This is a genomic window from Nocardia pseudovaccinii, from assembly GCF_050942345.1.
Classification (GTDB): domain Bacteria; phylum Actinomycetota; class Actinomycetes; order Mycobacteriales; family Mycobacteriaceae; genus Nocardia; species Nocardia pseudovaccinii.
Map to the genome: position 1 here is coordinate 783,429 of NZ_CP192074.1, position 20,712 is coordinate 804,140.

The following is a 20,712-nucleotide window of genomic DNA, read 5'->3' on the forward strand; positions in this document are numbered from 1 at the left end:
TATGCCGCTGTCGCGTCATCGAAGGACTCGTCGGGAGACCTCCGCTCTGTTATGCAGTTCGAATAACATTCATGTTCCAGTGGGTGGAATTATTGGATATTCGGTTTCGTCCGTATCGGCGTCTTCGGAAATTGACGTGACATTGGTTGCATCGGAGGTACCCCAAGCTGTAGGCGGAGCCTGCACCACCTCAGCGTGCACCGTATATGTGGGCTGGTGACCGTTTTTGGTGAGGATCCAGCCGGTCTGAACCACATTTGTGATCCGGTATTCGAGATTTCGGGGCAGTATCAGTTCGCGTTGATCGGGGTAGTGGCTGTTGCGCCCCATCCACAGGCCGGGGGTCCCAGCGGGGACGTTCATCTCGACTCGAATGCGGTAGTTGTGCCCGTCGACCTGAGTCAGGTTGGTGCCCAGGGACGTTGACATGTGGGAGCGTTCGGCCTGCACAGTACCTATCAATGCCCGTGGATCGCCGTTGCCCAGGAGATGTCCCTCGGCTGTCTCCAAGAACGAGATGTCATGGAGTCCGCGTATCACCTGAACCGATTCCGGAAGCGGCGTCGTGATTGCCGCATCGATTTCCGCGATCAGCTGATTGAACCGTTCGACCGTCGGTGGACCTTCGAAATAGTGATGCAGAAAACCCCAGTTCTGCTCGTTCTCCTTGAGCTTGTCCAGCCGAGTTTGGGTGTCCGGTTGTGCGCGCAGGTAGTCAACCCACTGACGCTGATAGGGGTTCAGGTCTGGGCGGCGCGCCAATGCTTCCAGGTCGGATTTCGTCGGCATCCGGCCGTGGTTCGCGTGAGTGAGTGCGGCGACAGCGTGACTTTCGCGGCGCAGGAAATCGAAATGCCTGCCCACCGCCTCGGCAGGATTGTGTCCTCGCAGGAACCCATTCGGGAACGACTGCACGGTGTACTTGTAGACGGCGTTGCGCAGCTCGGATGGCAGGCTGTGTAGCGCGCGGGCCAGACGGTTGTCGCCGTATCGCTGGCCGGCGTCGTCCGTGCCGAAACGCCTGACACCGTCACGGTGAACCTGGCCTTCGTCGGGCATCGGTCGATGTCCATCAGCGGCTGGCGCGGGATGCTGCGTATTCGGGCGAGTTGTCGGGTGGGACGCCTCGGCAGGGCTGTCTGGCCGGGCACGTGGCGCCGATTGTGTCGGAGGTTCGGATTCGGGTGCACGCGTGAGATGTTCGTTAGCGGAGCGGTAGGGCGCGGGGTTCGGGCGGCTGGATTCATCGGGTCTGGCCGCGGGTTGGGTCTCAGTGGCTCTTGCTGGGGTGGATGTATCGGGTTCGGGTGATCGGGGCGTGGTGTGCTCGCCCGCGTGGGGCCACCAGTCGGGCAGCCTGGCGGCGTTCAGGTGGTAGTTCGGGTCTTGATGGGCCCATCGCGGTGCCGTATCGGGTTCGGTTGGGCGGTGCGGTGTTTCGGGGTGGTCGGTGCGGGTCGGTTGGTGTTCGGGTGCGCTCGCAGGACGGTCCTGGGCGTGTGACGGTTGGTTCGGTCTGTCGGAGGTCTCCGGGTTGTGCTCGCGGGTACCGGGGTGTTCCGGTGCATGTTCGCCGGCTCTGGCGTGTTCTGGTGTGTGTTCGTGGTTTGCCGGATGTTCTTGTGGGCGTGGTTGTTCCGGGTGGGCAACGGACGCACTTCTCGCTGGTGAGAGATCTGCAGGCAACCCGGACTCGGTCGAGTGCTCACCCGGGGTGCGCTGGATTTCCATTCCGTCCACGCCGCTGCTTCGGGAGTGGCTGTCGGGAGCACGTTCTACGGCCTCGGAAGGGGCCGGAAGGAGGTACCTTTGGTGATCCGCCATGTATTTGGCGAGTTCTGGTTGGTGCTCGTCGAGCAGTCTCCAGGGTGTGCTCGACGGGTCTGTGTCCAGCAGTCCTAGTTTGTCGAATCGGTGGGCGAATTCGGCGCGGAGACCGGGGAGTTCGTGTTGCCGGGCGGGGTCGCGGTCGGCCAGCCCGATCTCCGTGGCAAGGGTTCGCAGTTCTTCGAAGCGGTCTTTCAGATGCGGCGTCAGGGATTTGGGGCGATCGGGATTGGGCTGATGATCGCTGTCATGCGCCGGGCTGTGCTGTTGCTCATCCACGCGGGAGGGGACATGGTGATCGTCGGACTTCCCCTCAGGACGCGGGGCGTACCCGTCAGGGTCAGAGTCCTCGATACGGCGGGACCCTTCCGAATGCACAGGTTCAGAGGGACGTTCGGACGTCGGCTCGGGATGTGGTTCGTAGGGAGCGAGCTTTTCGCGCGCACTCGGCTCGTGGCCAGGTGGCGACTCGGACCGGTGCGGTTCGACCGGCGCTGCTGAATCCGAGAGGTCGAGCGAGAAGGCCACATTGCTGTCCGGAACGGATTCCTGCGGGAAAGGCTGATCTGGTTCCAGGTCACGCGGAGTTGAAGCACTGTCCGAATCGCTGCTGTCGGGCGACCGTGGTGAATCGGTGATCTCTTCCCATGTGATGTGCAGGGTTCCGTCGGAGTCCATCTCACGATCCAGCACGCGGAACTGTCTGCCGTCTGGAATGAGGACCTCTGCTTCACCGCGCTTGCCGGGAGGCCGCAGGAACGAAATGTCTTTCCCGGTAGCCGAAACGATTGTCAGCTTGACGTTCGGGTTCCACTTGAACTGGGTCTTCGACGTCGACACGAACCCTGGATCCTCGACGACCGCGCCGGGCCGGTTGTCGTACCAGAACTTCTCTATGGCCTCCGGTGCGAGCATGATCGATCTCTTCACCGGTCCGACATGGTCCGGGAGCTTGTCCAGACCACTGCGAATCAACTCGATGGTCTCCGGGGAGACCGTGTGAAGTTCCTCGCCGAACCGTAAATGGCGGTTGATCTCGTTGTATGCGTCGCCGGCGTAGTCCTCGATGGCCTCGCGTTCAGCTTGTGGTAGCCGATCACAGGCATCTTTAGCGGCCTGTTCCTCCGGCGTCGAACTCGGGTCAGGCTGCGACTCGGGCGCCTCCTGGTGTGTCGGACCGGCGGGTCGCTCCTCGCGAGGAGACTCCGGCGATTGGTCGTTCAGGCCTGGATTCCGCCTCCGCCCGGCCAGTTCGGATCGGTCCCCTTCCGCGCCAGTATTCGTGCGGCGACCTTCATCACCAGTGGGTCGGTCGTTGCGTCCACCGCTCTGACGGCCGAGCCGTTCTTCTCGATCACCAGTTCCCGGTTCAGTTCTGTCTCGTTGCTCCCGAACCGGTAGGTCACCTCGGTCTCGGTTTCCGCGGTCTTCCGGTAGACCACGTACAGCGCCATCTTTGTCTCCCCAATCTTGGTAGTTCTCGCCGGTGCGCCCGGGGATGTCGTCTTCCCAGTTTGCCTTCGTATTGGCGTGAGCATGGGCTTCGTGGTAGCTGGCATCCGGGTACTCCCGAAGGTATCCGGCCTCTGCCAGTTCATGTTCCAGCAGCCTGATGTCGGCTGGTAGCGGCTCGCCGCGAGAAAGCCGCATCCAAGCCTCGGCGATATCGGGATCGGCATCGAAGCGGCGGTTCTCGTAACCTACGACGTTTCCGTCGTCGTCGAACACGCTCAGCTTGTGGTCGTCTTCGAACAGATGCTGCTTCACCTGTCCGAGCTCATGCTCGCTGAAACCGATCGAACCATCGCCGCGCGTCACCGCCGACAGGTTCTCGGCCATGTCGTGCACATCGGCACCCGACGCACGGATGGTTTCGTACGCATCGCGTGCCCACTTATCTTGGGCGGCATAATCAAGCGGGTTCCGCGGACGAATTGTCCCGCCGCTCTGAGACTGCTCCGGCGCCACGTTCTCACCACTACCGTCGAGGGACGGATGATCGGTACCGTGCTCACCTTCACCAGGCGCTGCACCCCGAGATGGACTATCGACCGGTTCGGGGACCGATGTGTCGCGGCGCTCGCCGCCCTCGGTTAAGAGGCGATTACCCCGTTCTGGGGCCACGCTTTCTCGCGTTTCGCCCGGAGCGTGATCTGTCCCGCCGCGGACCGGAGAATCACGTCCTCCGGTTGGTCCGTGCGGGCGGTGTTGTTCGTCGTGTCGATCGTCAGGACGCGGTCGAGATTGTCCCTCGTCTCCCCGAACTGGTATTCCACCTCGTTCGGGTCGTTCCTGATTCGGTTGTAGTAGATCAGTAGCGCCATCGTGTCGTCCCCATAGTGTGTCGTAGCGTTCGCCGCTGCGCGGTGCCGCAACCGGTGGCTCGTGCGGTGCGCGTGACGGGGTGTTGGTGTGGGTGGGGTTTCGGTCGGCACGGGGTGCGGCCGCATCGGGGCGTGCTGGTGCTGTGCGGGCTGGATCGGGTGGCGTGGCACGAGGGATGTCGGGGGTGAGGTTTGTGCGGTCGGTGCGCGGCCGGGCGGTGTCGGCCCTGGCGGGTTCCGGTCGTGGACTGGCATTGGGATGGCCTGGGGCAGTGGAGGTGCCAGTGCGCGATGGTGCGTGGGCGGTGTCGGTGGTCGGGGTGTAGTTGGGGATGCTGGAGCGGTGGCCCTCGGCGGCGTTGGAGCCCGCTCCGGCGTGGGTGCCGAGGCTGCCGCTCGTGGCGGGCATGCCGGTGGATGAACCCGTTGTGGTGGCGGTGTCGGCGGAACTTACCTGTGTGGAGGCCGCAGTGCTGTCCGGTTGGTTGGACTGGTGCGTTGTGGTGGAAGTTGTTTGATCCGCGCCTCTGGGTGAAGCGGAGACGGTCGGCTCGGCGCCGGACGGATGTGGTTGGCCCGCCGCACTGCTCGTACTGTCGGTGTGCGAGGGCGTGGATGTGTGGCCAAGCGGTTGCGTCGTGGACGAATCATGTTGTGAGCCAGTGGTATTCGCGTTGACATCGTGCTGTGCTGAGCCAGTTGGCGAACTCTGGTGCGGGCTCGGGCGGGTGGTGTCGTGTTGTGTGGTCGCGCTGTCGTTGGCGACGGTTCCGGTGTCGTGGGGTGTAGTTGTCGGCGGTCTGTCGACCGGTGGTAGGTCGAGGCTGGCGCCGGTCGGGCTGCCGTTGTCATGGTGAGCTGAGGACGGCTCGTGTGCGGTCGGCGAGGGCTGATGTGCGCCTTGGGTGTTGGCGCTGGAATCGTGTTGGACGGGGGCGCTGTCGTGAGCGGTCTGCGTCGGAGTGCTGTCGTGGGGGGTTTGTGTTGTGGCGCTGTCGTGAGTGGATGAGACCGGGTGCTCGGAGTGCGTGGGCGTACTGCCGACTTCCTGCCCACTGGTTGACGGATTATGTTGCGGAGCACCGACTTCCGAGCTCTGGGTGGCGGTCGGGCTGTTGTCGTCGTGTGTGGGAGCGGGTGCCTCGGTTGTGTGTGAGTTGGGCTGAGTACTACCGCCGTTGTCCGAACTGGGGGAGGACGTATTCCCGGTGTCGTGCGAACCGGGCGTGTTGCCGGTGCCGTGTGAACCGGGCGTGTTGCCGGTGTCGTGCGAGCTGGGCGTGGTCGTGTTGCTGGTGTCGTGCGAACCGGGTGCGGTCGTATTCCCCGTGTCCTGTGAGGTGTGTTGTGTCCCTGTCGCACTGGTAGGTGAAGGTTCCGCAGCACCTGAATGTTGTTGTCCAGCTGAGGAAGTTCCGCCGGGGTTCTCGCTGCTGGACGGGCTCGTCGGTGCGCGATTACCGGTGTCGTGATCGGTATTTCCGGAATGGCCTGAGGCGGAGTCGTTTCCGGAGGTGCGCGCCTCGTGGATCGCGCCGCCGACGTGTTGACCGGCAGTGGCGCCGGCGGCGCCGGCCAATGACGAGGTGGCGACTGTGGTCGGGTCGAGTTCGAACTTGCCGCCGACCGGTACCGTGGCCGCAGTGCCTGCTACTACGCCAACCGCGCCCGCAGCAGCGTCGGTCGCGGTCTGCGTCGCGAATTTGCCCACTTTGGATTCGACAGCGTCGACCGCGTGACTACCGACGCCACCGGAGCCGAGCGCCCCGCCGAGCGCGCCGCCAATGGCGCCTGTGAGCGTCTCGCGGCCAAGGTTTTTCGCCTCATCCAGGGTGAGACCGCCGCGCTTACCCTGGGCCATCTGCAACACCGACGCGCCCAGATCGACGCCGGCGCTTTGCATGACGCCCCAGAAGGCGGCCTTGGCGGTGGCCCTGCTCATCAGCTTCTGAATCAGCTCTTTGATCACCATGCGGATCGTGAGCCGGGTGGCGACCTGGAAGGCGGCTTCTTCCGCGGCGGCGGCCGGGGCGCCGATGCCGGTGGCGGCGGTAGCTATCGCCTGAATCATCTGGATCGCGAAGACTACGAGCGCTCCGATGATCACGTATTTGGTGTGCTCGATATCGGCTGCGCCATCGTCGATTTGGTCCGACAGTTCCTTGGCGCTTTCGATCAGTTGCGGCAGCATGCCTTCCTGGCCGTCGACCTGATTCCAGTAACTGTCGAACGCGTCGTGGGTCTGGCCGGCTTCCAATGCGTTCAGCGCGGCCTGAGCTACGTGGTCGGAGTCGGTTCGGATTTCTCCGAGAGCGGTGGCCAGCTCGCCCCAGGCGTGGCCGATCCGGCGCATGGCGGTTTCGTCACCCTCGGGCCAATCTCCAGCGCCCACAACGTATTTGGCGACCCATTGCAGTTCGTCGGGGATCTCGATCCCCATATCAGAGCTCGGACCGCTGTTGCGTCAGCGCGCCGGCCCGCTGCTGGTCCTGCTGCTGCAACTGGTCGGCGATGGTCTTTACGTTGTCGCCCAGGCCCGACAGCACATCCGACAGATTTCCGACCTGCTCCAAGGTCTTCTTCGCCGGTTCGGCGTAGCCCTTGGCGAACTCCGTGCCCGGCGTGTCCGAACCCCAGCACGGCCCCTCGGCGTCGATGACCCGCCGCAGATTCTGTGCGGCGGTCTTGACGCGCTCGGCCACATCTCTGAATTTCGGCTGGGTGGCGCGCAGGGCGTCCGGGTCTGCCTTCAGGCTGCTCATCAGCGGTCCCGCAGATAGGAGCGGCTGCGGTAGTAGTCGTCTTCGTCGTCGCTGTCCGGTGGAGGTGCCGCGGGCTGTGACGTGGATTCGGGCCGGGATGGTTGCAACAGGTCGTTGATGCTGGGTGCCCCGGGTACCAGATCGGGAAGGTCCGGTATGTCGCCGGCGAGTGCTTGAATGGGGGCGAACGCCTGTTGGGACTGTGTGGCGGCTGCGGCGGCCGCTGCCTGAGCCGCCTCGGTTATGGAGTGGCCCAGTTTTTCCGGCGTGGAGCGTTTGAAGGCCTCCGGGGTCAGATGTACTTCGAGCGGGATGCCGGAGATATTGGCGACCACCCGGACTAGGTTGTCGCTGGACCAGGCCTCGCCGGTGGTGGCGGCCAGGCGGGACTGCACGTCGGCGAGCTCGCGGCGCTGCCGCTCGAAGATTTCCATCAGCGAATCGACCTGGTCGCGCAGCGCGTCGTTGCGCGCACGCAGTGCGTTCTGCTCGCTGCCGGCCATACGCCCACCCACTTCCCGGAAATCGATCTGTCAATAGTTCCGACGCGGCGCAGTGGCTGTCGGTTCCATCGATCGGATGATTTCTACATTGGGCACCTGTGAAGGGCAAACGGTGCGGCAGCGTCGGACCCGTTACGGAGTCTCATACTGGGGACCAGGGCGTAGAGCGAGAAACGCGGTGGCAGTATGGGTTGCGGCCGCCGACGCAGGGCCGTCACTGTCGACACCATTGCCGAGCCGCTCGACCCGGCGCGGTTCGACGTGGACGCTGCCCTCGACCAGTTCTCAGTCGCGGGGTTGCGCACATTCGCCGTCGACTACGACCGAACCGGGCAGTGACCTCGACAACCCGTGTTCGACATTGCCTTTGACGCCGCTGGGCGGATACCGTCGGCGATAACGCTGGAAGGGGAGGCAACAGCTCAGTCAATCCCGAACTGCCGCAACGGGCGTCCACCAAAAGCCTTTCGTTCGATGAGTGGCTGAGCAGCAGGCGATTCGATGACACTCAGTTATAACGACTTATAGAAGAGGTGCATGACAATGAGTGGTACCGAGAAGACCCCGCCGGGTTGGGATCCCGAGGTGTTCGCACGAATCCGTGCCGAATCCGAAGCCGAACAGGCTGCGCTGTCACCCGAGGACCGAGAGAGATTTGCCAAATTGCGCTGGGACTATCTCGACAGCCTCGACAACTCCGGCAACTACGCACCGGACAGCCTTCGTGACAAGATGCGTGATGTTCCCGGATTCGACGACAACATGAATCCATTCCCCGTCACCAGGGAACCGGGGGAGAACTCGTAGCCCGACGACGTAGTCACGAGCGCCCCGGGCAGCACCCCGTAACCGTGGCGCTCAGTCGTTGACGTTTGTCTCCATCCGCTTCGGGGCACCTGGATATCGTGCCGCGATGACGAGGAAAGCGGGAAGTCCGGACGCACCGGACTTTCCGCTTTCGGTCAGGAGCGAATTATCCACCGCCCCAACAAGACTCAGTGGCCGCCGTGCTCCTGCAGCCGCTTGATCGATGCCTCCACCTCGGCCTCGGCCTCGGCGCGACCGACCCACTCCGAGCCCTTGACGAACTTGCCCGGTTCCAGATCCTTGTAGCGCTCGAAGAAGTGCTTGATCGCGGCCAGTTCGAACTCCGGCACATCGGCCAGGTCCTGGATGTGGTCCCAGCGCTTGTCGCCCGCGGGCACGCACAGGACTTTGTCGTCGCCGCCCTTCTCGTCGACCATCTTGTACATCGCGACCGGGCGCACCTCGATCAGGCAGCCCGGAAACACCGGCTCCGGCAGCAGGACCAGGGCGTCCAGCGGGTCGCCGTCCTCGCCGAGGGTGTTCTCGATGTAGCCGTAGTCGGCCGGGTAGACCATGGACGTGTAGAGGAAGCGGTCGAGCCGGACCCGACCGGTCTCGTGATCGACCTCGTACTTGTTCCGAGAACCCTTGGGGATCTCGATGGTGACGTCGAACTCCACGCCATCTCCTTACTGATGCTTCTGAGGGACTGTCGCGTCGCGGTCGTCGGAACGCCGACTCGACAGGTGTTCGGGGGGAACGGTGCCGGAACGAGGATAGTGTGGTCCGCGGGCACTTGGGTGCGGTAGGTGGGTGGACCGGCGACGGTGTGACGGTGCAGCGATACGAGACGGAGAGACGGCGGGCACGTGGTGGGTGGCAGCAATAGGAATATCGGTGGCTTGGCCGCCAAGCGACGCCGCAATATCTGGATCGGCGTCGCGTTCATGCTGGCCTTGCTACTCGGTGCGGGGGCAGGCGTGGTGATCGCGGTCAAACCGTGGACCGAGGAATTCCGGCACGGCGGGCTCACCATCGCCGCGCCGCCCGACCCGGTCAAACCGTTGCCGCAGGTCGCGCCGGCGCCCTCGAATGCGCCCGCGCCGACTCCGTCCGGTGTCGCCGCCGCACTCGCGCAGGTGGTTGCCAATCCGGACCTCGGTGCATTCGCCGGTGAGGTCACCGATGCCGACTCCGCGACCGTGCTGTGGAGCGCCGAATCCGACAAGCCGATGATTCCGTCGTCCACCGCCAAGGTCCTCACCACCGCGGCCGCCCTGCTCACCCTGCCCGCGGATCATCGGGTGACCACCCGCGTCGTCACCGGATCCGCACCCAATGAACTCGTGCTCGTCGGCGGCGGCGATCCGACGCTGACCGCGCAGCCCGACGGCAATGGGTATTACCCGAACGGGCCGCGGCTGTCGGATCTGGTGTCACAGATCAAGGCCTCCGGCCATCCCGTCGACACCATCGTGGTCGACACCTCCGCGTATTCCGGCCCGCCCATGGCGCCCGGCTGGGATCCGGTCGATATCGGCGAGGGTTCGATCGCACCGATGGATCCGGTCATGCTCGACGGCGGCCGCCTCGACCCGCTGGTGGAGTACTCGCCGCGCACCCCGACTCCGGCCCTGGCCACCGGACAGCGATTGGCAATCGAACTCGGACTCGATCCCGCCAAGGTGCGGATCGGCAATGCCGCCGCCGGTGCGACCGAGGTGGCGAGCGTGCAATCCGCGCCGCTGCGGGACCGGTTGCGCGACACCATGGTCCATTCCGACAATGTGCTCGCCGAGGCCATCGGCCGCGAGATCGCGGTCGCGTCCGGTAACGAGGCGTCGTTCACCGGAGCCGTCACCGCTCTCGAAACCGCGCTCGGCAAGGGCGGATTCGATCTCAACGGACTTTCGATGCGCGATAGCAGCGGCCTGTCGACCGAGGACCGGGTGCCTGCCCGGCTGCTCGGCAAGATCATCTCGACCGCGGCGAAGCCGAGCGGGGCCAATGCCGTGCAACCGAGCAACACCAAGGCCAGGCCGGAAAACGATCGGATCGCGACCACCCTGGCGCCGCTGCTCGACGATCTGCCCATCGCGGGTGCGACGGGGTCGCTGAGCATCCGTTATGTCACGCAGAACCGGGGCGGCGCGGGCTGGGTGCGGGCCAAGACCGGAACTCTGTCGGTGGCGAGCACGTTGGTCGGGTATGTGCTGGACAGCGATGGGCGGGTATTGACCTTCGCATTGATGTCGAACGATCGGCCACCGGAGCTGAGCCGGCCCGCATTGGACGCCATCGCCGGCACGCTGCGTAACTGTGGATGCTCGTGACGGGTGGTTGACCATGTTCGAAGGCACTGACAAATCGGGCGCCGCGCCCGCCGTGAATTCGGGTGCGGACGCTCCGGCCGAGCGCAGACGCTCCGGATTTTCCGGTGCCGTCGATTGGCGCCTTGCCGCGCGCACCGGCGCCGCGCTGGTGCCGTCCGGCCCGCGGACCTCGCGATACTCGGCCGAACAGGTAGTGAGCGAGCTGGCCGAGGCATCGGTGCGGGCGGAGGGGCCGGTTCGTGAGGTGAGCGGTCTGCTCGACGATCAGCCGGTGCCCTCGGCCCTGATCGTCGACCGGCCTGGCTGGATCAATGCGGCCGCCGATTCCATGGCCCAGCTGACCGGCACCGGGAAGGTATCGGACAAGGGCCTGCTCGCAGGCAAACCCGCCGGTGTGCAAGCGGGCGCGATGCTTGCCTTCCTGTCCACCGCGATCCTCGGCCAGTACGACCCGTTCACCGGACCCGATGGGACGCTGCTGCTCGTCGCGCCGAACATCATGGCCGTCGAGCGCGCACTCGGTGTCTCGCCGACCGACTTCCGCTTCTGGGTCTGCCTGCACGAGGTGACCCACCGGGTGCAGTTCTCCTCCGCGCCGTGGCTGGCCGATTACATGCGCGCCAATGTCGACATCCTCGGTGAAGTCGGCGACGAACCGCTCGCCGAAATGCTCGGTCGCCTCGTCGAAGAGGTGCGCGACCGTCGTCGCGGCACCGGCACCGAGGACCCGAATTCCCGCGGCGTCGTCGGCCTGCTCCGTGCGACCCAGGCCCCGCCGCAGCGCGAAGCCCTGGACCGCCTGCTGATGCTCGGGACCCTCCTGGAAGGCCACGCCGACCACGTCATGGATGCTGTCGGCCCCGCCGTCATCCCGACCGTCGAACAAATCCGCGCCGCCTTCGACAAGCGCCGCAAACGCCCCACCAACCCGGTCCAACGCCTGCTGCGTGCCCTGCTCGGCGTGGACGCCAAGGTCGCTCAATACGTCCGCGGCAAGAAATTCGTCGACGCGGTGGTGGCGCAAGTCGGCATGGCCCAGTTCAACACCGTCTGGACCAACCCCGAAACCCTTCCGCTCGCAACGGAGATCGAGGCCCCTGAGCGCTGGGTGGCGCGTGTCCTCGGGTAGTTCTCTATTGCTTTGCGCCCGAACGTGTTTCGGTTCGTGCCAGCGGGTGCATCACACGGCTGCGCCGGGGCCTGGCAGCGGGTCGATGTCGTTCGCGTGCATCGGCTCGCCGCAGTGGGCACAGCGCAGGTCGACGCTGCTGATCTCGCCGCAGGCGTGGTGGCGGTAGAGCACCGGCGGACCGGCTTCGCCCGCGAGCCATTTGTCTCCCCAGCCGGTCATCACCATGAGCAGGTCGACCAGCTCGGTGCCCTTCTCCGTCAGTACGTACTCGTAACGCGGTCGCTGGTCGTAGGGGCGGCGGTCGAGCACGCCCTGGTCGACGAGGTGGTTCAGCCGCTCGGTCAGGACCTTGCGTGAGATACCGAGGTCGGCTTGGAGCTGTTCGAACCGGCTGAGTCCGACCCATACGTCGCGCAGGATCAGCGGCGACCAGGGCTCCCCGATGACGTCGAGCGTGCGCGCGATCGAGCACGCCATTTTGCTGAAGTCCGTGCGCTGCATAAAACCAGTTTAGCCATCTGAGTTCCCTTAGGGAACTTTGACTGTTATGGTCATAGCGTCTCTTAAGGGAACTCAGAGAGGATTGCGGAGATGAGCAAGGTCATCAGCGCGCACGCGGTTTCGGTCGACGGTTACATCACGGGCCGCGATCCTGGCGCCGGGCGCGGCCTCGGCGACGCGACGATGCTCTTCGACTGGTATTTCAACGGCGACACACCGAGCCGGGTGTTCGACGGGTTCGGGCTGAGCGAGCCAAGCGCCCGGGTATTCGACGCACTCGCCGCACGGGTGGGCGCGGTCGTGGCCGGCCGCAACACCTACGAAGATTCCGACCATTTCGGCGGCGGCAGTCCACACCCGAAGGCCGGGCTCTTCGTCCTCAGCCATCGGGCGGCACCGGAGCTGACCGACCGGCAGACCCTTATCGCGACCGGCATCGAAGACGCGATCGCGGCGGCCCGTGTGGCGGCGGGTGGCAAGGACGTCGGCCTGATGGGTGGCGGTGTCGTGACCGAGGCATTGCGGGCGGGACTCGTCGACGAGGTGATCCTGCATCAGGTTCCGGTCCTGCTCGGCGACGGACGCCCCTTCTTCCAGTCGCTGCCCGAGCACGTGCGTTTGCGCCTCGTCGAGGCCGTCCCGGCGCCCGGCATCACCCACCTGCACTACGAGGTAGTGCGATGACCTCCGACGACCAGCCCATCCGGAACCCACGCCAGGAGATGACCACGATGCTCGACCCGTACGTACGCCGCGTCCTCGACGGCACCTCTATCGCCCACCTCGCCACCGTCCTGCCGGACGGTGCCCCACATTCCATCCCGGTCTGGGTCGGCACGCACGGCGACCACATCGTGTTCCTCACCGGCCCGGACAGCCGCAAGGCCCGCAATCTGCGTCGCGACCCGCGGGTCGCGCTCTCCCTGACACCGGCCGACAACCCGTTCCAGCCGGTCATCCTGCGCGGCCGTGTCATCGAGTGGCTCGAAGGCGATGCGGCCTGGACGATCATCGACCGGTTGGCCGACAAGTACATCGGTCAGCCGTATTCACGAGACAAAGAGCGCGTGGTCGCAATCATCGAACCCGAGCGGCAGACGGTAGGCGTCTCATGAGCGGTGGCGAAGGCCCCATCGTGGAGCTTGCCGAGCGAATCGAGGGCACTGGTCATCGGTAGTCTCCGGATATGAGCCGGACGGCGGGAGCGATGCCAGGGAATTCGCGACGGCTGCCCGAGACCGAGGCGGTGCTCGAGGTGCGGCGGGCGGTGCGGGGATGGCTGGCCGATTATGCGACGGGTGATGTGGCGGTCGCGTTGTCCGGTGGTGCGGATTCGCTGGCATTGACGGCGGCTGCGGTAGCGGAGGCAGGGCAGGTCGACGCGCTGGTCGTGGATCATCAGTTGCAGGCGGGGTCGGACAGGGTGGCGGCTGAGGCGGCGGCCGCGGCGTTGGCGCTGGGGTGTCGGTCGGCACATGTGCTGGCGGTCGAGGTCGGTGCGGACGGGGGAATGGAGGCGGCGGCGCGGGCGGCTCGGTATGCGGCGCTCGACGGGGCGCGGGGTGGGTTGCCGGTGCTGCTCGGGCACACGCTCGATGATCAGGCCGAGACCGTGTTGCTGGGGTTGGGGCGGGGATCGGGTGGGCGGTCGATTCAGGGGATGGCGGCGTTCGTTGATCCGTGGGGACGGCCGCTGTTGGGGGTGCGGCGGGCGGTGACCAGGCAGTTGTGTGTCGATATCGGACTGACGCCGTTCGAGGATCCGCACAATTCGGCGGCGGAGTTCACCAGGGTCCGGTTGCGGAACGAGGTTCTGCCGCTGCTGGAGGAGGTGCTCGGCGGTGGGGTCGCGGGGGCGCTGGCGCGGACGGCCGAGCAGTTGCGCGATGACGGTGCGGTATTGGACGCGCTGGCCGACGAGTTGTTACGAACCGCGAGCGCCGGTCCGGCGAGTGATGGCCCGACCCTCTCGATAGAGACCCTCGCCACTGCCCCCGCGGCCTTGCGCCGGCGCGCTATCCGTGCCTGGTTGCTGGCCGGTGGCGCTAAAGCCCTGACCAACAAGCATTTACAGGCGGTTGACGAATTGATTACCGCATGGCGCGGACAGGGTGGCGTCGCGGTGGGCGGCGGGCAGCCGGGGCGCAGGTTGGTCGCGGCGCGCGAACATGGCAGGCTGACTTTGCGTCTGCAAGGGAGCCGATGACACATAATGGGTCGGCCGGGGAGACACCAGGGAAGGGAAACCAACTGACGTGTACGAGGGCGATATCGCGTCGGTGCTGATCACCGAGGAACAGATCGCGGCCAAGACCCAGGAGTTGGCCGAGCTGATTGCCAAGCGTTATCCGGCCGATGCCCCCGAGGGGGATCTGCTGCTGGTCGGCGTGCTCAAGGGCGCCATCTTCTTCATGACCGATCTCGCCAAGGCGCTGCCGATTCCCACCCAGATGGAATTCATGGCCGTCTCCTCCTACGGCTCGTCCACCTCGTCCTCCGGTGTCGTGCGCATCATGAAGGACCTGGACAAGGACATCGCGGGCCGCAACGTGCTGATCGTCGAGGACATCATCGACTCCGGTCTCACGCTGTCCTGGCTCAAGCGCAATCTGTCCACCCGCAATCCGGCCTCGCTCGAGGTCGTCACCCTGCTACGCAAGCCGGACGCGCTACGCACCCACGTGGAAGTCGCGCACGTCGGCTTCGATATTCCGAACGAATTCGTCGTCGGCTACGGCCTCGACTATGCCGAGCGCTACCGCGACCTGCCGTATATCGGCACACTCGACCCGAAGGTCTACGGCGGCGCGTAATCAGGGCAGCATGGCGAATATTGTTGCGGGCGAACCGGACCCACCGCTGTACAGCGCACCGCCGACCAATACCCAGGCGCCGGTGACGGGTAGTTCGGCGAGATTCGCCAGACATTCCAAGCTGATCCGATGTTCGCGATACAGCAGCTTCGACACCTCATAGGTGTCGTCGGTCCCCAGATCGGGTCCGAACGTATCGATGCCGAGCGCGCCACGCCGCCCCAGCCGTCCGGTCCGCAATAACCATTTCACCGTCTCGACCGCGAATCCCGGTTGGTGATCGGCACTTTCGCCGGTTCCGATGAATTCCGGCGTTCCCCATTTCTCGTCCCACCCGGTCCAGGCCACCACCGCCGAGCCATCGGGTATCCGCCCGTGCCGACCCTCCCACTCCCGCAGATCAGCGATGTCGATCGCGTAATCCCGATCGTTCGCACATTGGTCCCGCACGTCGATTTTCACTGCGGGCAAGAACAGATCGTCGAGATCCAATTCGTCGGCGGCCAGTCCGTCGGCATGGAAGTGGATCGGTGCGCCCCAATGGGTTCCGGTGTGCTCGCCCTGCTGGATATAGCGCAGGTAATAGCCGTCGTTCGCGACCGTCGCGACAATATCGGTCCGGAATTCGGGATCACCGGGAAACAGCGGCGCCGTCGCCGGATCGTGGACATGAGAAAGGCTGACCAGCCGTCTGAACGGCCGCGGGTCGGTCATCGCTTCCGCTGCGGAATCGCACGTGCCAAGGCCAGCAGATCGGCCTCGAGCATCCGGAACAACCGATAGGTGAGCACGAATGCCAGGATGCCACCCACGCTGAGCACCCGCACCGGAACGATCACCAAATCCAGATCGGCGGCCTCGACGAAGGTCGCGCTGGCCACGCCGAGCAGCGGCACCGATGCGGCGACGCCCAGATAGAAGTTTCCGCGCTTGGCGAGTTTGCGCAGCTGCTCCTCGTCCTCGGCGCCGATGCCGCCGCGCACAAGCAGCTGTGGATAAATCGAACGCACCGCGTAAACCATGATCGGGAAGAACGGATACGCCAGTGCGATCGCGGCGCACACCACCTGTGCGGCGAAGAAGTGCAAAAAGGTCGCGCGCGGTAGCTCGACCCCGAAGAATACCGGCGCCAAAGGCCACACCAGCCCGGCGAGCAGCCAGAACCCGAACGGCACCCAGACCGCCCAGTCACCCATCTGCAGGGTGTCGCGCCGGGCGGCGGCCAGCGTGCGCGGCGAGTATTCGTGACCGCGGGCCAGCCGGAATCCGATGGTCAGCGGGCGGCGGGTGAGGAAAAGCAGCAGCAATCCGGCCATCGGAAAGGCGATGAGATTTGTGATCAGGCCGCCCGCGGCGAACCGTTCCTGGTCGGCCGCGGTCATCCGATCGATGATCAGTGAGTTGTTCAGGTTGATGTTGTAGACGCTGGCAAGGAGATTCGGCACGCCGACGCACAGCGTGAGGATCGGTATGAGCCAGCCACGCGACCGGTACGCAAAACTGGTCGGTGCCGGATCGACCAGTTCCCTGGCGCGCTCGTCCAGGCACAGATCCAGTTGCGCGGCGAGTTCTGCGCCATTGCGCCAGCGGCGCTGCGGATCGGTCCGCAGACATTCCAGCAGCACCCGCCGCAGCGCGCTCGGGGTGTCCGCGGGCAGCTGCTCCAGCGTCTGCGCGGTGACGCCGCGCTCGCGCCGGGCGACCATGGTCGCGATGGTTGCGGCGCGGGCGTCCGGATCGGCGGGTATCGGCGGATCGTCGAACGGCATCGCGCCGGTGAGCATTTCCCACAGCAGCACGCCGAGGGAGTAGATATCGCTGCTGCGGCCGGACGGCGGTGCGGCCGGATCGAGGAGTTCGGCGAGTTGTTCGGGGGAGCGGTACGGCAGCGAATCCGGTTCGGCGGCCAGCGGATTCGCCGCCGTGCGGGGTGCCGCCGTGCGCGCGGCGAAATCGGTGAACTTGGGGATACCCTCGGCGGTGAACAGCACATTCGCCGGTTTGATATCGCGATGCAGTACGCCGTGCTGCTCGGCGTAGTTGAGCGCGTCGGCCAGTCGTCTGCCGATCCAGGCCACCGTCTCCGGCCAGCTGAGTGCGGCGATTTCGGCGCGCACACTCGAATCCGACGGCCGGATCTCGCCCCTGGCCTCCATGGCGGCATCGATGGCGCGCAGCAGCAGGGCACCGCCCTCGGATTCCGGGCCGCGCCGCCGCTCGGCGAGCACTCCGGCTGCCGTACCGCCGGGCAGGTACTGCATGTAGACCAGCCGGGTCGATGCGGGGGCCTCCGGTGTCGCGGCAGTGACCAGGCGCTGATCGAAAACGCGCACCAGATGCGGATGATCCAGTTGCGCCATGCTGTGCCCGCCCGCCGCGCGGCCCGCCGAAAGCCGCACGGCGACGAGACGTTGCATGGAACGCTGCCTGGCGAGGAAGACCCGGCCGAGGGTGCCGGTGCCCAGATCGGTGAGCAGATCGAAGTCATCGATCCGATGACCCGGTGTCAGACCGGCGACCAGCGCGGCGGCTCGCTCGGTATCGGCCGTAGCGGCGTCGTCGTCGGCGTAAACGGCCAGCCGCGCGCGCACATCCTGCGCCAGCTCCGGATATTCGGCGAGGAAATCCGCCAGTTCCAGCGAGCCGTATCGGCGTCGGGCCAGGAACTCCTCACAGAGCAGATCGACCAATTCCGCACTGTGCTCGACCTCGGGAAATTCCTTGCGGTACTCGGCGATGCGTTTGCCGAGGCCTTCCCGATCCCAGCGGTGGCGCAGATCGATGCGAACCAGATCGGTGAGTACCGCCAGCCGCGCCTGGGTGCCGTCGGGGACGTACTCCACGATCGGAGGTGGTTCGGTCCGCTCGCCACGCAGGCAGTGCTGCCAATCTTCGGTGAATCTGGATATGGGGTCGGTCTCGCCTCGATCCGCGAAATCGGCAGCTGTCACGATCGCGGCTCCGGCACGGCCGGCCTGTCGCGCTCCCGGTCCGCCGAAACATGATCGCGGTCAAGGGAATCCGCTGGCGCGACGACCCGCTCCAGTGCGCGCAGATCGGCCTCCAGTGCCCGGAAGAGCAGGTAGGAGCCGATGAACGCGATGATGCCGCCCACACAGAGCACGCGCACCGCGGCGATCACCATCGGAATATCGCCGGGCGGCAGGAAGGTCACGCCCGCCACCGCGAGCAACGGCACCGAGGCCGCGACCGCCAGATATCCGTTGGCGCGGCGATCCAGGCCGCGCAGCCACACCGCGTCCTCGGTACTGATCTCCCCGTGCCGCAGGAAGATCGGATAGATGCAGCGGACCATGAAGAAGCACACCAGGAAGAACGGGTACGCCATCGCGATCGCGCCGCACACCACGATCGAGGTGAGGAAGTGCACCACCGCGCGGGCGGGCACGTCCCCGGCCGCCAATTGCAGCGCGATCGGGAAGGTGAACCCGGCGAGCACCCACAGCGAGAAGACCACCCACACCGCGCGGTCGCCGAACAGCAGGGAATCCGCTCTGGCCAGGCGCAGCGTCTCGGCGTCGTAGCGGCGGTGGCGGCGCAGCCCGTGCGGCACCGTGAGCATTCTCCGGGACATATAGAGGATCAGCGCCGCCCCGAGCGGGAAGAAGATTCCGTTCACCACGGTGGTGATGATCATGAAGGTGCGCCCGGCGTCCTCGGGGAGCCGGTCCACGATCAGATGCTGGTTGTGCTGGATGTTGTATGCCGAGGCGAGGATATTCGGAATGCCGATGGCCAGCGACACGATCACCAGCCGCCACGCGCGCAACTTCAGCCGCCAACTGCCGGGCGGCGGGTCGACCAGATCCCGGGCCCTCGGGTCCATGCACAGGTCGAACTGCTTGGCCAGCACACCGCCATTGGCCCAGCGCCGTGTCCGGTCCGATTCCAGACAGGTCAGCAGCACCCGCTGCAGCGCCGCTGGGCAATTCGCCGGAACGCGTTGCAGCGCCGTGTCGTCCACCCCGACGGTGCGGCGTTCCAGCATGCCCTCGAGCGCCGTATCGTCGCCGTGGTCAGCCGCGGTGGAATCGTCGAACGGTTTCGCGCCGGTGAGCAATTCCCACAGCACCACGCCCAGGGAGTAGATATCGGAACGGGTATCCAGATCCTCGGCCGTGCGCTCGCGGCCGGGGTGGCAGGCCTCCAACTGTTCGGGCGACATATACGCCAGTGAGCCGCCGAAATAGGCCACCGGACTGGTGCCCGCCACATTGCGGCTGAAGCTGATATTGAAATCGGCCAGCTTCGGCACCGCCTCCGCGGTGAGCAGGATATTGGCCGGTTTCACATCGCGGTGCAGTACGCCGTGCGCGGAGGCGTATTCCAGCGCCTCGGCCAATCTGCGGCCCAGCCAGGCCACGGTTTCCGGCCAGCTCAGTCCGGCGATCTCGGCGCGCACGCTGGAATCGGTCGGGCGGATTTCGCCCTTCTCCTCCATGGCCGCGTCGACCGCGTCCAGCAGTAGTTGTCCGCTGCGTTCGGCGGGTGGGGTCGCGCGTGCCCAGCGCAGCACGCCGAGCAGGGTGCCGCCGGGCAGGAACTGCATGTACAGCAGCCGGAGTCGGCGCATGGCCGGATCGCGGGCGTCATCGGTGCCGAGCAGCCGCTGATCGAAGACGCGCACGATGTAGTCGTGGTCGAGCTGGGCCAGGGTCTGCGGTTCGGTGCCGTGGTCGGCGGAGATCTTCACCGCGACCAAGCGCTGCAATGATCGCTGCCTGGCCAGGAATACCCGGGCGAATGCGCCGCTGCCGAGTCCGGTGAGCAGGTCGAAGTCGTCGATGGATTGGCCGATCTCGATCCGGTCGAGGGCGTTGAATTTCCCCGGACCGGTTCCGATCGTGGTCGGAATGGCGGTCGCCGTCTCGGTCGGACCGACGGTCGTGCGCGTCACGTCAGTATTACGAACGGACTGCTGGGTTTGGTTCAGTCCGACGGTTTGATCGGCTTGCACGGTCCGGCTCAGTTCGGCCGCCGCGCGGGTATTGGCGAACTCGGTCAGCACCGAATCCTCCAGCGCCGCCCGGCGGGTGCTCTGGTCGATGTCGTCGACATTGAGCAGCGCGCGCAATTCCGCCGCTTGTTCCGGATATTCCCGCAGATAATCCTTCGGATCGACACGTTCACCGCTGTGTCTGCGGATGACGAACTCTTCGTACACCAAACCGGCCGGAATGCCGCCCGGTTCGAGTTCCGGAAACTCGGCGCAGTAGTCGAAAAGCCGTTTACGCGGCGTCGGCGTCTCGGGGACCCGGATCCAGCGATGTCGCAGGTCGACGCGGATCAATTCGATCAGGGCGGCCCGGCGCAAGGATTCGGCATCGGGCAGAAAGTCGGCGATCTCCGGTGGCCGGCGCGCCGATTCCCATGCGGTCGAGAAGGCCTCGACCACATCGTTCTCGGTATGCGACGGCGACTCGCCCCAGTCTCTGGCCGGCTCGGTGTCGAGATCGGTTCGGTGCGTATTTTCGGGATCAGCACTCATTTTCGGACCTACTTGCTGAGCGGATGTCGAGTATCCGCAGTGGCCGTTCGGTGGATGTGTCGCTGAATTTCCGCCACACCCGACGACATCGTCCCCCGAGCAGTAATCGAAATGATAACTTGCGCCACAACAGTGGATCACCCGATTTCGACAACGATGCGACGGGGAAGAACCAGCACATGAACAACACTGCGGCGCGAG

Annotated in this window: 16 protein-coding genes; 8 read left to right on the forward strand and 8 right to left on the reverse strand. The window is 65.6% G+C overall.

The window, feature by feature from the left end; genetic code table 11:
- Positions 1-69 precede the first annotated feature (69 nt).
- The 3 genes from ACQPZ2_RS03525 to ACQPZ2_RS03535 are packed head-to-tail and all read right to left on the reverse strand — an operon-like array spanning position 70 to position 7,416.
- Positions 70-6,591 carry an ADP-ribosyltransferase gene (locus ACQPZ2_RS03525; RefSeq protein WP_433524281.1) on the reverse strand — a complete coding sequence of 2,174 codons (6,522 nt, stop codon included), beginning with the start codon at positions 6,589-6,591 and terminating at the stop codon, positions 70-72.
- A gap of 1 nt (position 6,592) precedes the next feature.
- Positions 6,593-6,913: a WXG100 family type VII secretion target gene (locus ACQPZ2_RS03530; RefSeq protein WP_433524282.1), complete on the reverse strand. Its 321-nt coding sequence runs from the start codon at positions 6,911-6,913 to the stop codon at positions 6,593-6,595.
- A complete protein-coding gene (locus tag ACQPZ2_RS03535) occupies positions 6,913-7,416 on the reverse strand; it encodes a YbaB/EbfC family nucleoid-associated protein (protein ID WP_433524283.1) in 504 nt (167 codons plus the stop codon). Before ACQPZ2_RS03535 ends, ACQPZ2_RS03530 begins: the two co-directional genes overlap by 1 nt.
- 186 nt (positions 7,417-7,602) lie before the next feature.
- On the opposite strand from ACQPZ2_RS03535, the gene ACQPZ2_RS03540 reads away from it, so the two are divergent.
- Both ACQPZ2_RS03540 and ACQPZ2_RS03545 read left to right on the forward strand, forming a co-directional pair.
- A complete protein-coding gene (locus tag ACQPZ2_RS03540; RefSeq protein WP_433524284.1) occupies positions 7,603-7,755 on the forward strand; it encodes a hypothetical protein in 153 nt (50 codons plus the stop codon).
- A gap of 204 nt (positions 7,756-7,959) precedes the next feature.
- A complete protein-coding gene (locus tag ACQPZ2_RS03545) occupies positions 7,960-8,223 on the forward strand; it encodes a hypothetical protein (RefSeq protein WP_063042810.1) in 264 nt (87 codons plus the stop codon).
- A 188-nt stretch (positions 8,224-8,411) separates the two neighbouring features.
- On the opposite strand, the gene ACQPZ2_RS03550 is transcribed toward ACQPZ2_RS03545, so the two are convergent.
- Positions 8,412-8,903, reverse strand: coding sequence for an inorganic diphosphatase (locus tag ACQPZ2_RS03550; protein ID WP_433524285.1), 492 nt, complete (start codon positions 8,901-8,903; stop codon positions 8,412-8,414).
- Between the two features lie 213 nt (positions 8,904-9,116).
- On the opposite strand from ACQPZ2_RS03550, the gene dacB reads away from it, so the two are divergent.
- Positions 9,117-10,556: a D-alanyl-D-alanine carboxypeptidase/D-alanyl-D-alanine endopeptidase gene (gene dacB / locus ACQPZ2_RS03555; protein WP_433527305.1), complete on the forward strand. Its 1,440-nt coding sequence runs from the start codon at positions 9,117-9,119 to the stop codon at positions 10,554-10,556.
- Between the two features lie 13 nt (positions 10,557-10,569).
- Positions 10,570-11,685 (forward strand): zinc-dependent metalloprotease, encoded by a 1,116-nt coding sequence (locus ACQPZ2_RS03560; RefSeq protein WP_433524286.1) that lies wholly within the window; start codon positions 10,570-10,572, stop codon positions 11,683-11,685.
- A 51-nt stretch (positions 11,686-11,736) separates the two neighbouring features.
- Here ACQPZ2_RS03560 and ACQPZ2_RS03565 read toward each other — a convergent pair whose 3' ends face one another.
- The gene (locus ACQPZ2_RS03565) at positions 11,737-12,189 is read right to left on the reverse strand and encodes a winged helix-turn-helix transcriptional regulator (protein ID WP_433524287.1); all 453 of its coding nucleotides are present in this window, start codon (positions 12,187-12,189) and stop codon (positions 11,737-11,739) included.
- A gap of 90 nt (positions 12,190-12,279) precedes the next feature.
- On the opposite strand from ACQPZ2_RS03565, the gene ACQPZ2_RS03570 reads away from it, so the two are divergent.
- The 4 genes from ACQPZ2_RS03570 (at position 12,280) to hpt (ending at position 15,002) form a co-directional block, all read left to right on the forward strand.
- Positions 12,280-12,873, forward strand: coding sequence for a dihydrofolate reductase family protein (locus ACQPZ2_RS03570; RefSeq protein WP_433524288.1), 594 nt, complete (start codon positions 12,280-12,282; stop codon positions 12,871-12,873).
- A 47-nt stretch (positions 12,874-12,920) separates the two neighbouring features.
- Positions 12,921-13,304, forward strand: coding sequence for a PPOX class F420-dependent oxidoreductase (locus ACQPZ2_RS03575; protein WP_433527306.1), 384 nt, complete (start codon positions 12,921-12,923; stop codon positions 13,302-13,304).
- A 71-nt stretch (positions 13,305-13,375) separates the two neighbouring features.
- Positions 13,376-14,395: a tRNA lysidine(34) synthetase TilS gene (gene tilS / locus ACQPZ2_RS03580; protein WP_433524289.1), complete on the forward strand. Its 1,020-nt coding sequence runs from the start codon at positions 13,376-13,378 to the stop codon at positions 14,393-14,395.
- Between the two features lie 49 nt (positions 14,396-14,444).
- On the forward strand, positions 14,445-15,002 hold the full coding sequence (hpt, locus tag ACQPZ2_RS03585; protein ID WP_063042806.1) for a hypoxanthine phosphoribosyltransferase: 558 nt from the start codon (positions 14,445-14,447) through the stop codon (positions 15,000-15,002).
- Here the strand turns inward: hpt and ACQPZ2_RS03590 are convergent, their stop codons facing one another.
- From ACQPZ2_RS03590 to ACQPZ2_RS03600, 3 genes are read right to left on the reverse strand one after another with little or no spacing between them, the layout of a single operon-like run.
- Complete coding sequence (locus ACQPZ2_RS03590) at positions 15,003-15,716, reverse strand: cyclase family protein (protein WP_433524290.1); 714 nt, start codon at positions 15,714-15,716, stop codon at positions 15,003-15,005.
- Positions 15,713-17,953 (reverse strand): protein kinase domain-containing protein, encoded by a 2,241-nt coding sequence (locus ACQPZ2_RS03595; protein WP_433524291.1) that lies wholly within the window; start codon positions 17,951-17,953, stop codon positions 15,713-15,715. Before ACQPZ2_RS03595 ends, ACQPZ2_RS03590 begins: the two co-directional genes overlap by 4 nt.
- Complete coding sequence (locus ACQPZ2_RS03600; RefSeq protein ID WP_433524292.1) at positions 17,950-20,511, reverse strand: serine/threonine-protein kinase; 2,562 nt, start codon at positions 20,509-20,511, stop codon at positions 17,950-17,952. The genes ACQPZ2_RS03595 and ACQPZ2_RS03600 overlap by 4 nt, the downstream gene beginning before the upstream one ends.
- Between the last annotated feature and the right edge of the window lie 201 nt (positions 20,512-20,712).

What these genes read in the sequence shown, in the direction of transcription:
- ACQPZ2_RS03540 (WP_433524284.1), top strand. Translation starts at nt 7,603, where the DNA reads ATGGGTTGCGGCCGCCGACGCAGGGCCGTCACTGTCGACACCATTGCC.
- ACQPZ2_RS03530 (WP_433524282.1), bottom strand. Translation starts at nt 6,913, where the DNA reads ATGAGCAGCCTGAAGGCAGACCCGGACGCCCTGCGCGCCACCCAGCCG.
- ACQPZ2_RS03560 (WP_433524286.1), top strand. Translation starts at nt 10,570, where the DNA reads ATGTTCGAAGGCACTGACAAATCGGGCGCCGCGCCCGCCGTGAATTCG.
- ACQPZ2_RS03535 (WP_433524283.1), bottom strand. Translation starts at nt 7,416, where the DNA reads ATGGCCGGCAGCGAGCAGAACGCACTGCGTGCGCGCAACGACGCGCTG.
- ACQPZ2_RS03565 (WP_433524287.1), bottom strand. Translation starts at nt 12,189, where the DNA reads ATGCAGCGCACGGACTTCAGCAAAATGGCGTGCTCGATCGCGCGCACG.
- ACQPZ2_RS03570 (WP_433524288.1), top strand. Translation starts at nt 12,280, where the DNA reads ATGAGCAAGGTCATCAGCGCGCACGCGGTTTCGGTCGACGGTTACATC.
- ACQPZ2_RS03600 (WP_433524292.1), bottom strand. Translation starts at nt 20,511, where the DNA reads ATGAGTGCTGATCCCGAAAATACGCACCGAACCGATCTCGACACCGAG.
- ACQPZ2_RS03575 (WP_433527306.1), top strand. Translation starts at nt 12,921, where the DNA reads ATGCTCGACCCGTACGTACGCCGCGTCCTCGACGGCACCTCTATCGCC.
- tilS (WP_433524289.1), top strand. Translation starts at nt 13,376, where the DNA reads ATGAGCCGGACGGCGGGAGCGATGCCAGGGAATTCGCGACGGCTGCCC.
- ACQPZ2_RS03525 (WP_433524281.1), bottom strand. Translation starts at nt 6,591, where the DNA reads ATGGGGATCGAGATCCCCGACGAACTGCAATGGGTCGCCAAATACGTT.
- ACQPZ2_RS03590 (WP_433524290.1), bottom strand. Translation starts at nt 15,716, where the DNA reads ATGACCGACCCGCGGCCGTTCAGACGGCTGGTCAGCCTTTCTCATGTC.
- ACQPZ2_RS03545 (WP_063042810.1), top strand. Translation starts at nt 7,960, where the DNA reads ATGAGTGGTACCGAGAAGACCCCGCCGGGTTGGGATCCCGAGGTGTTC.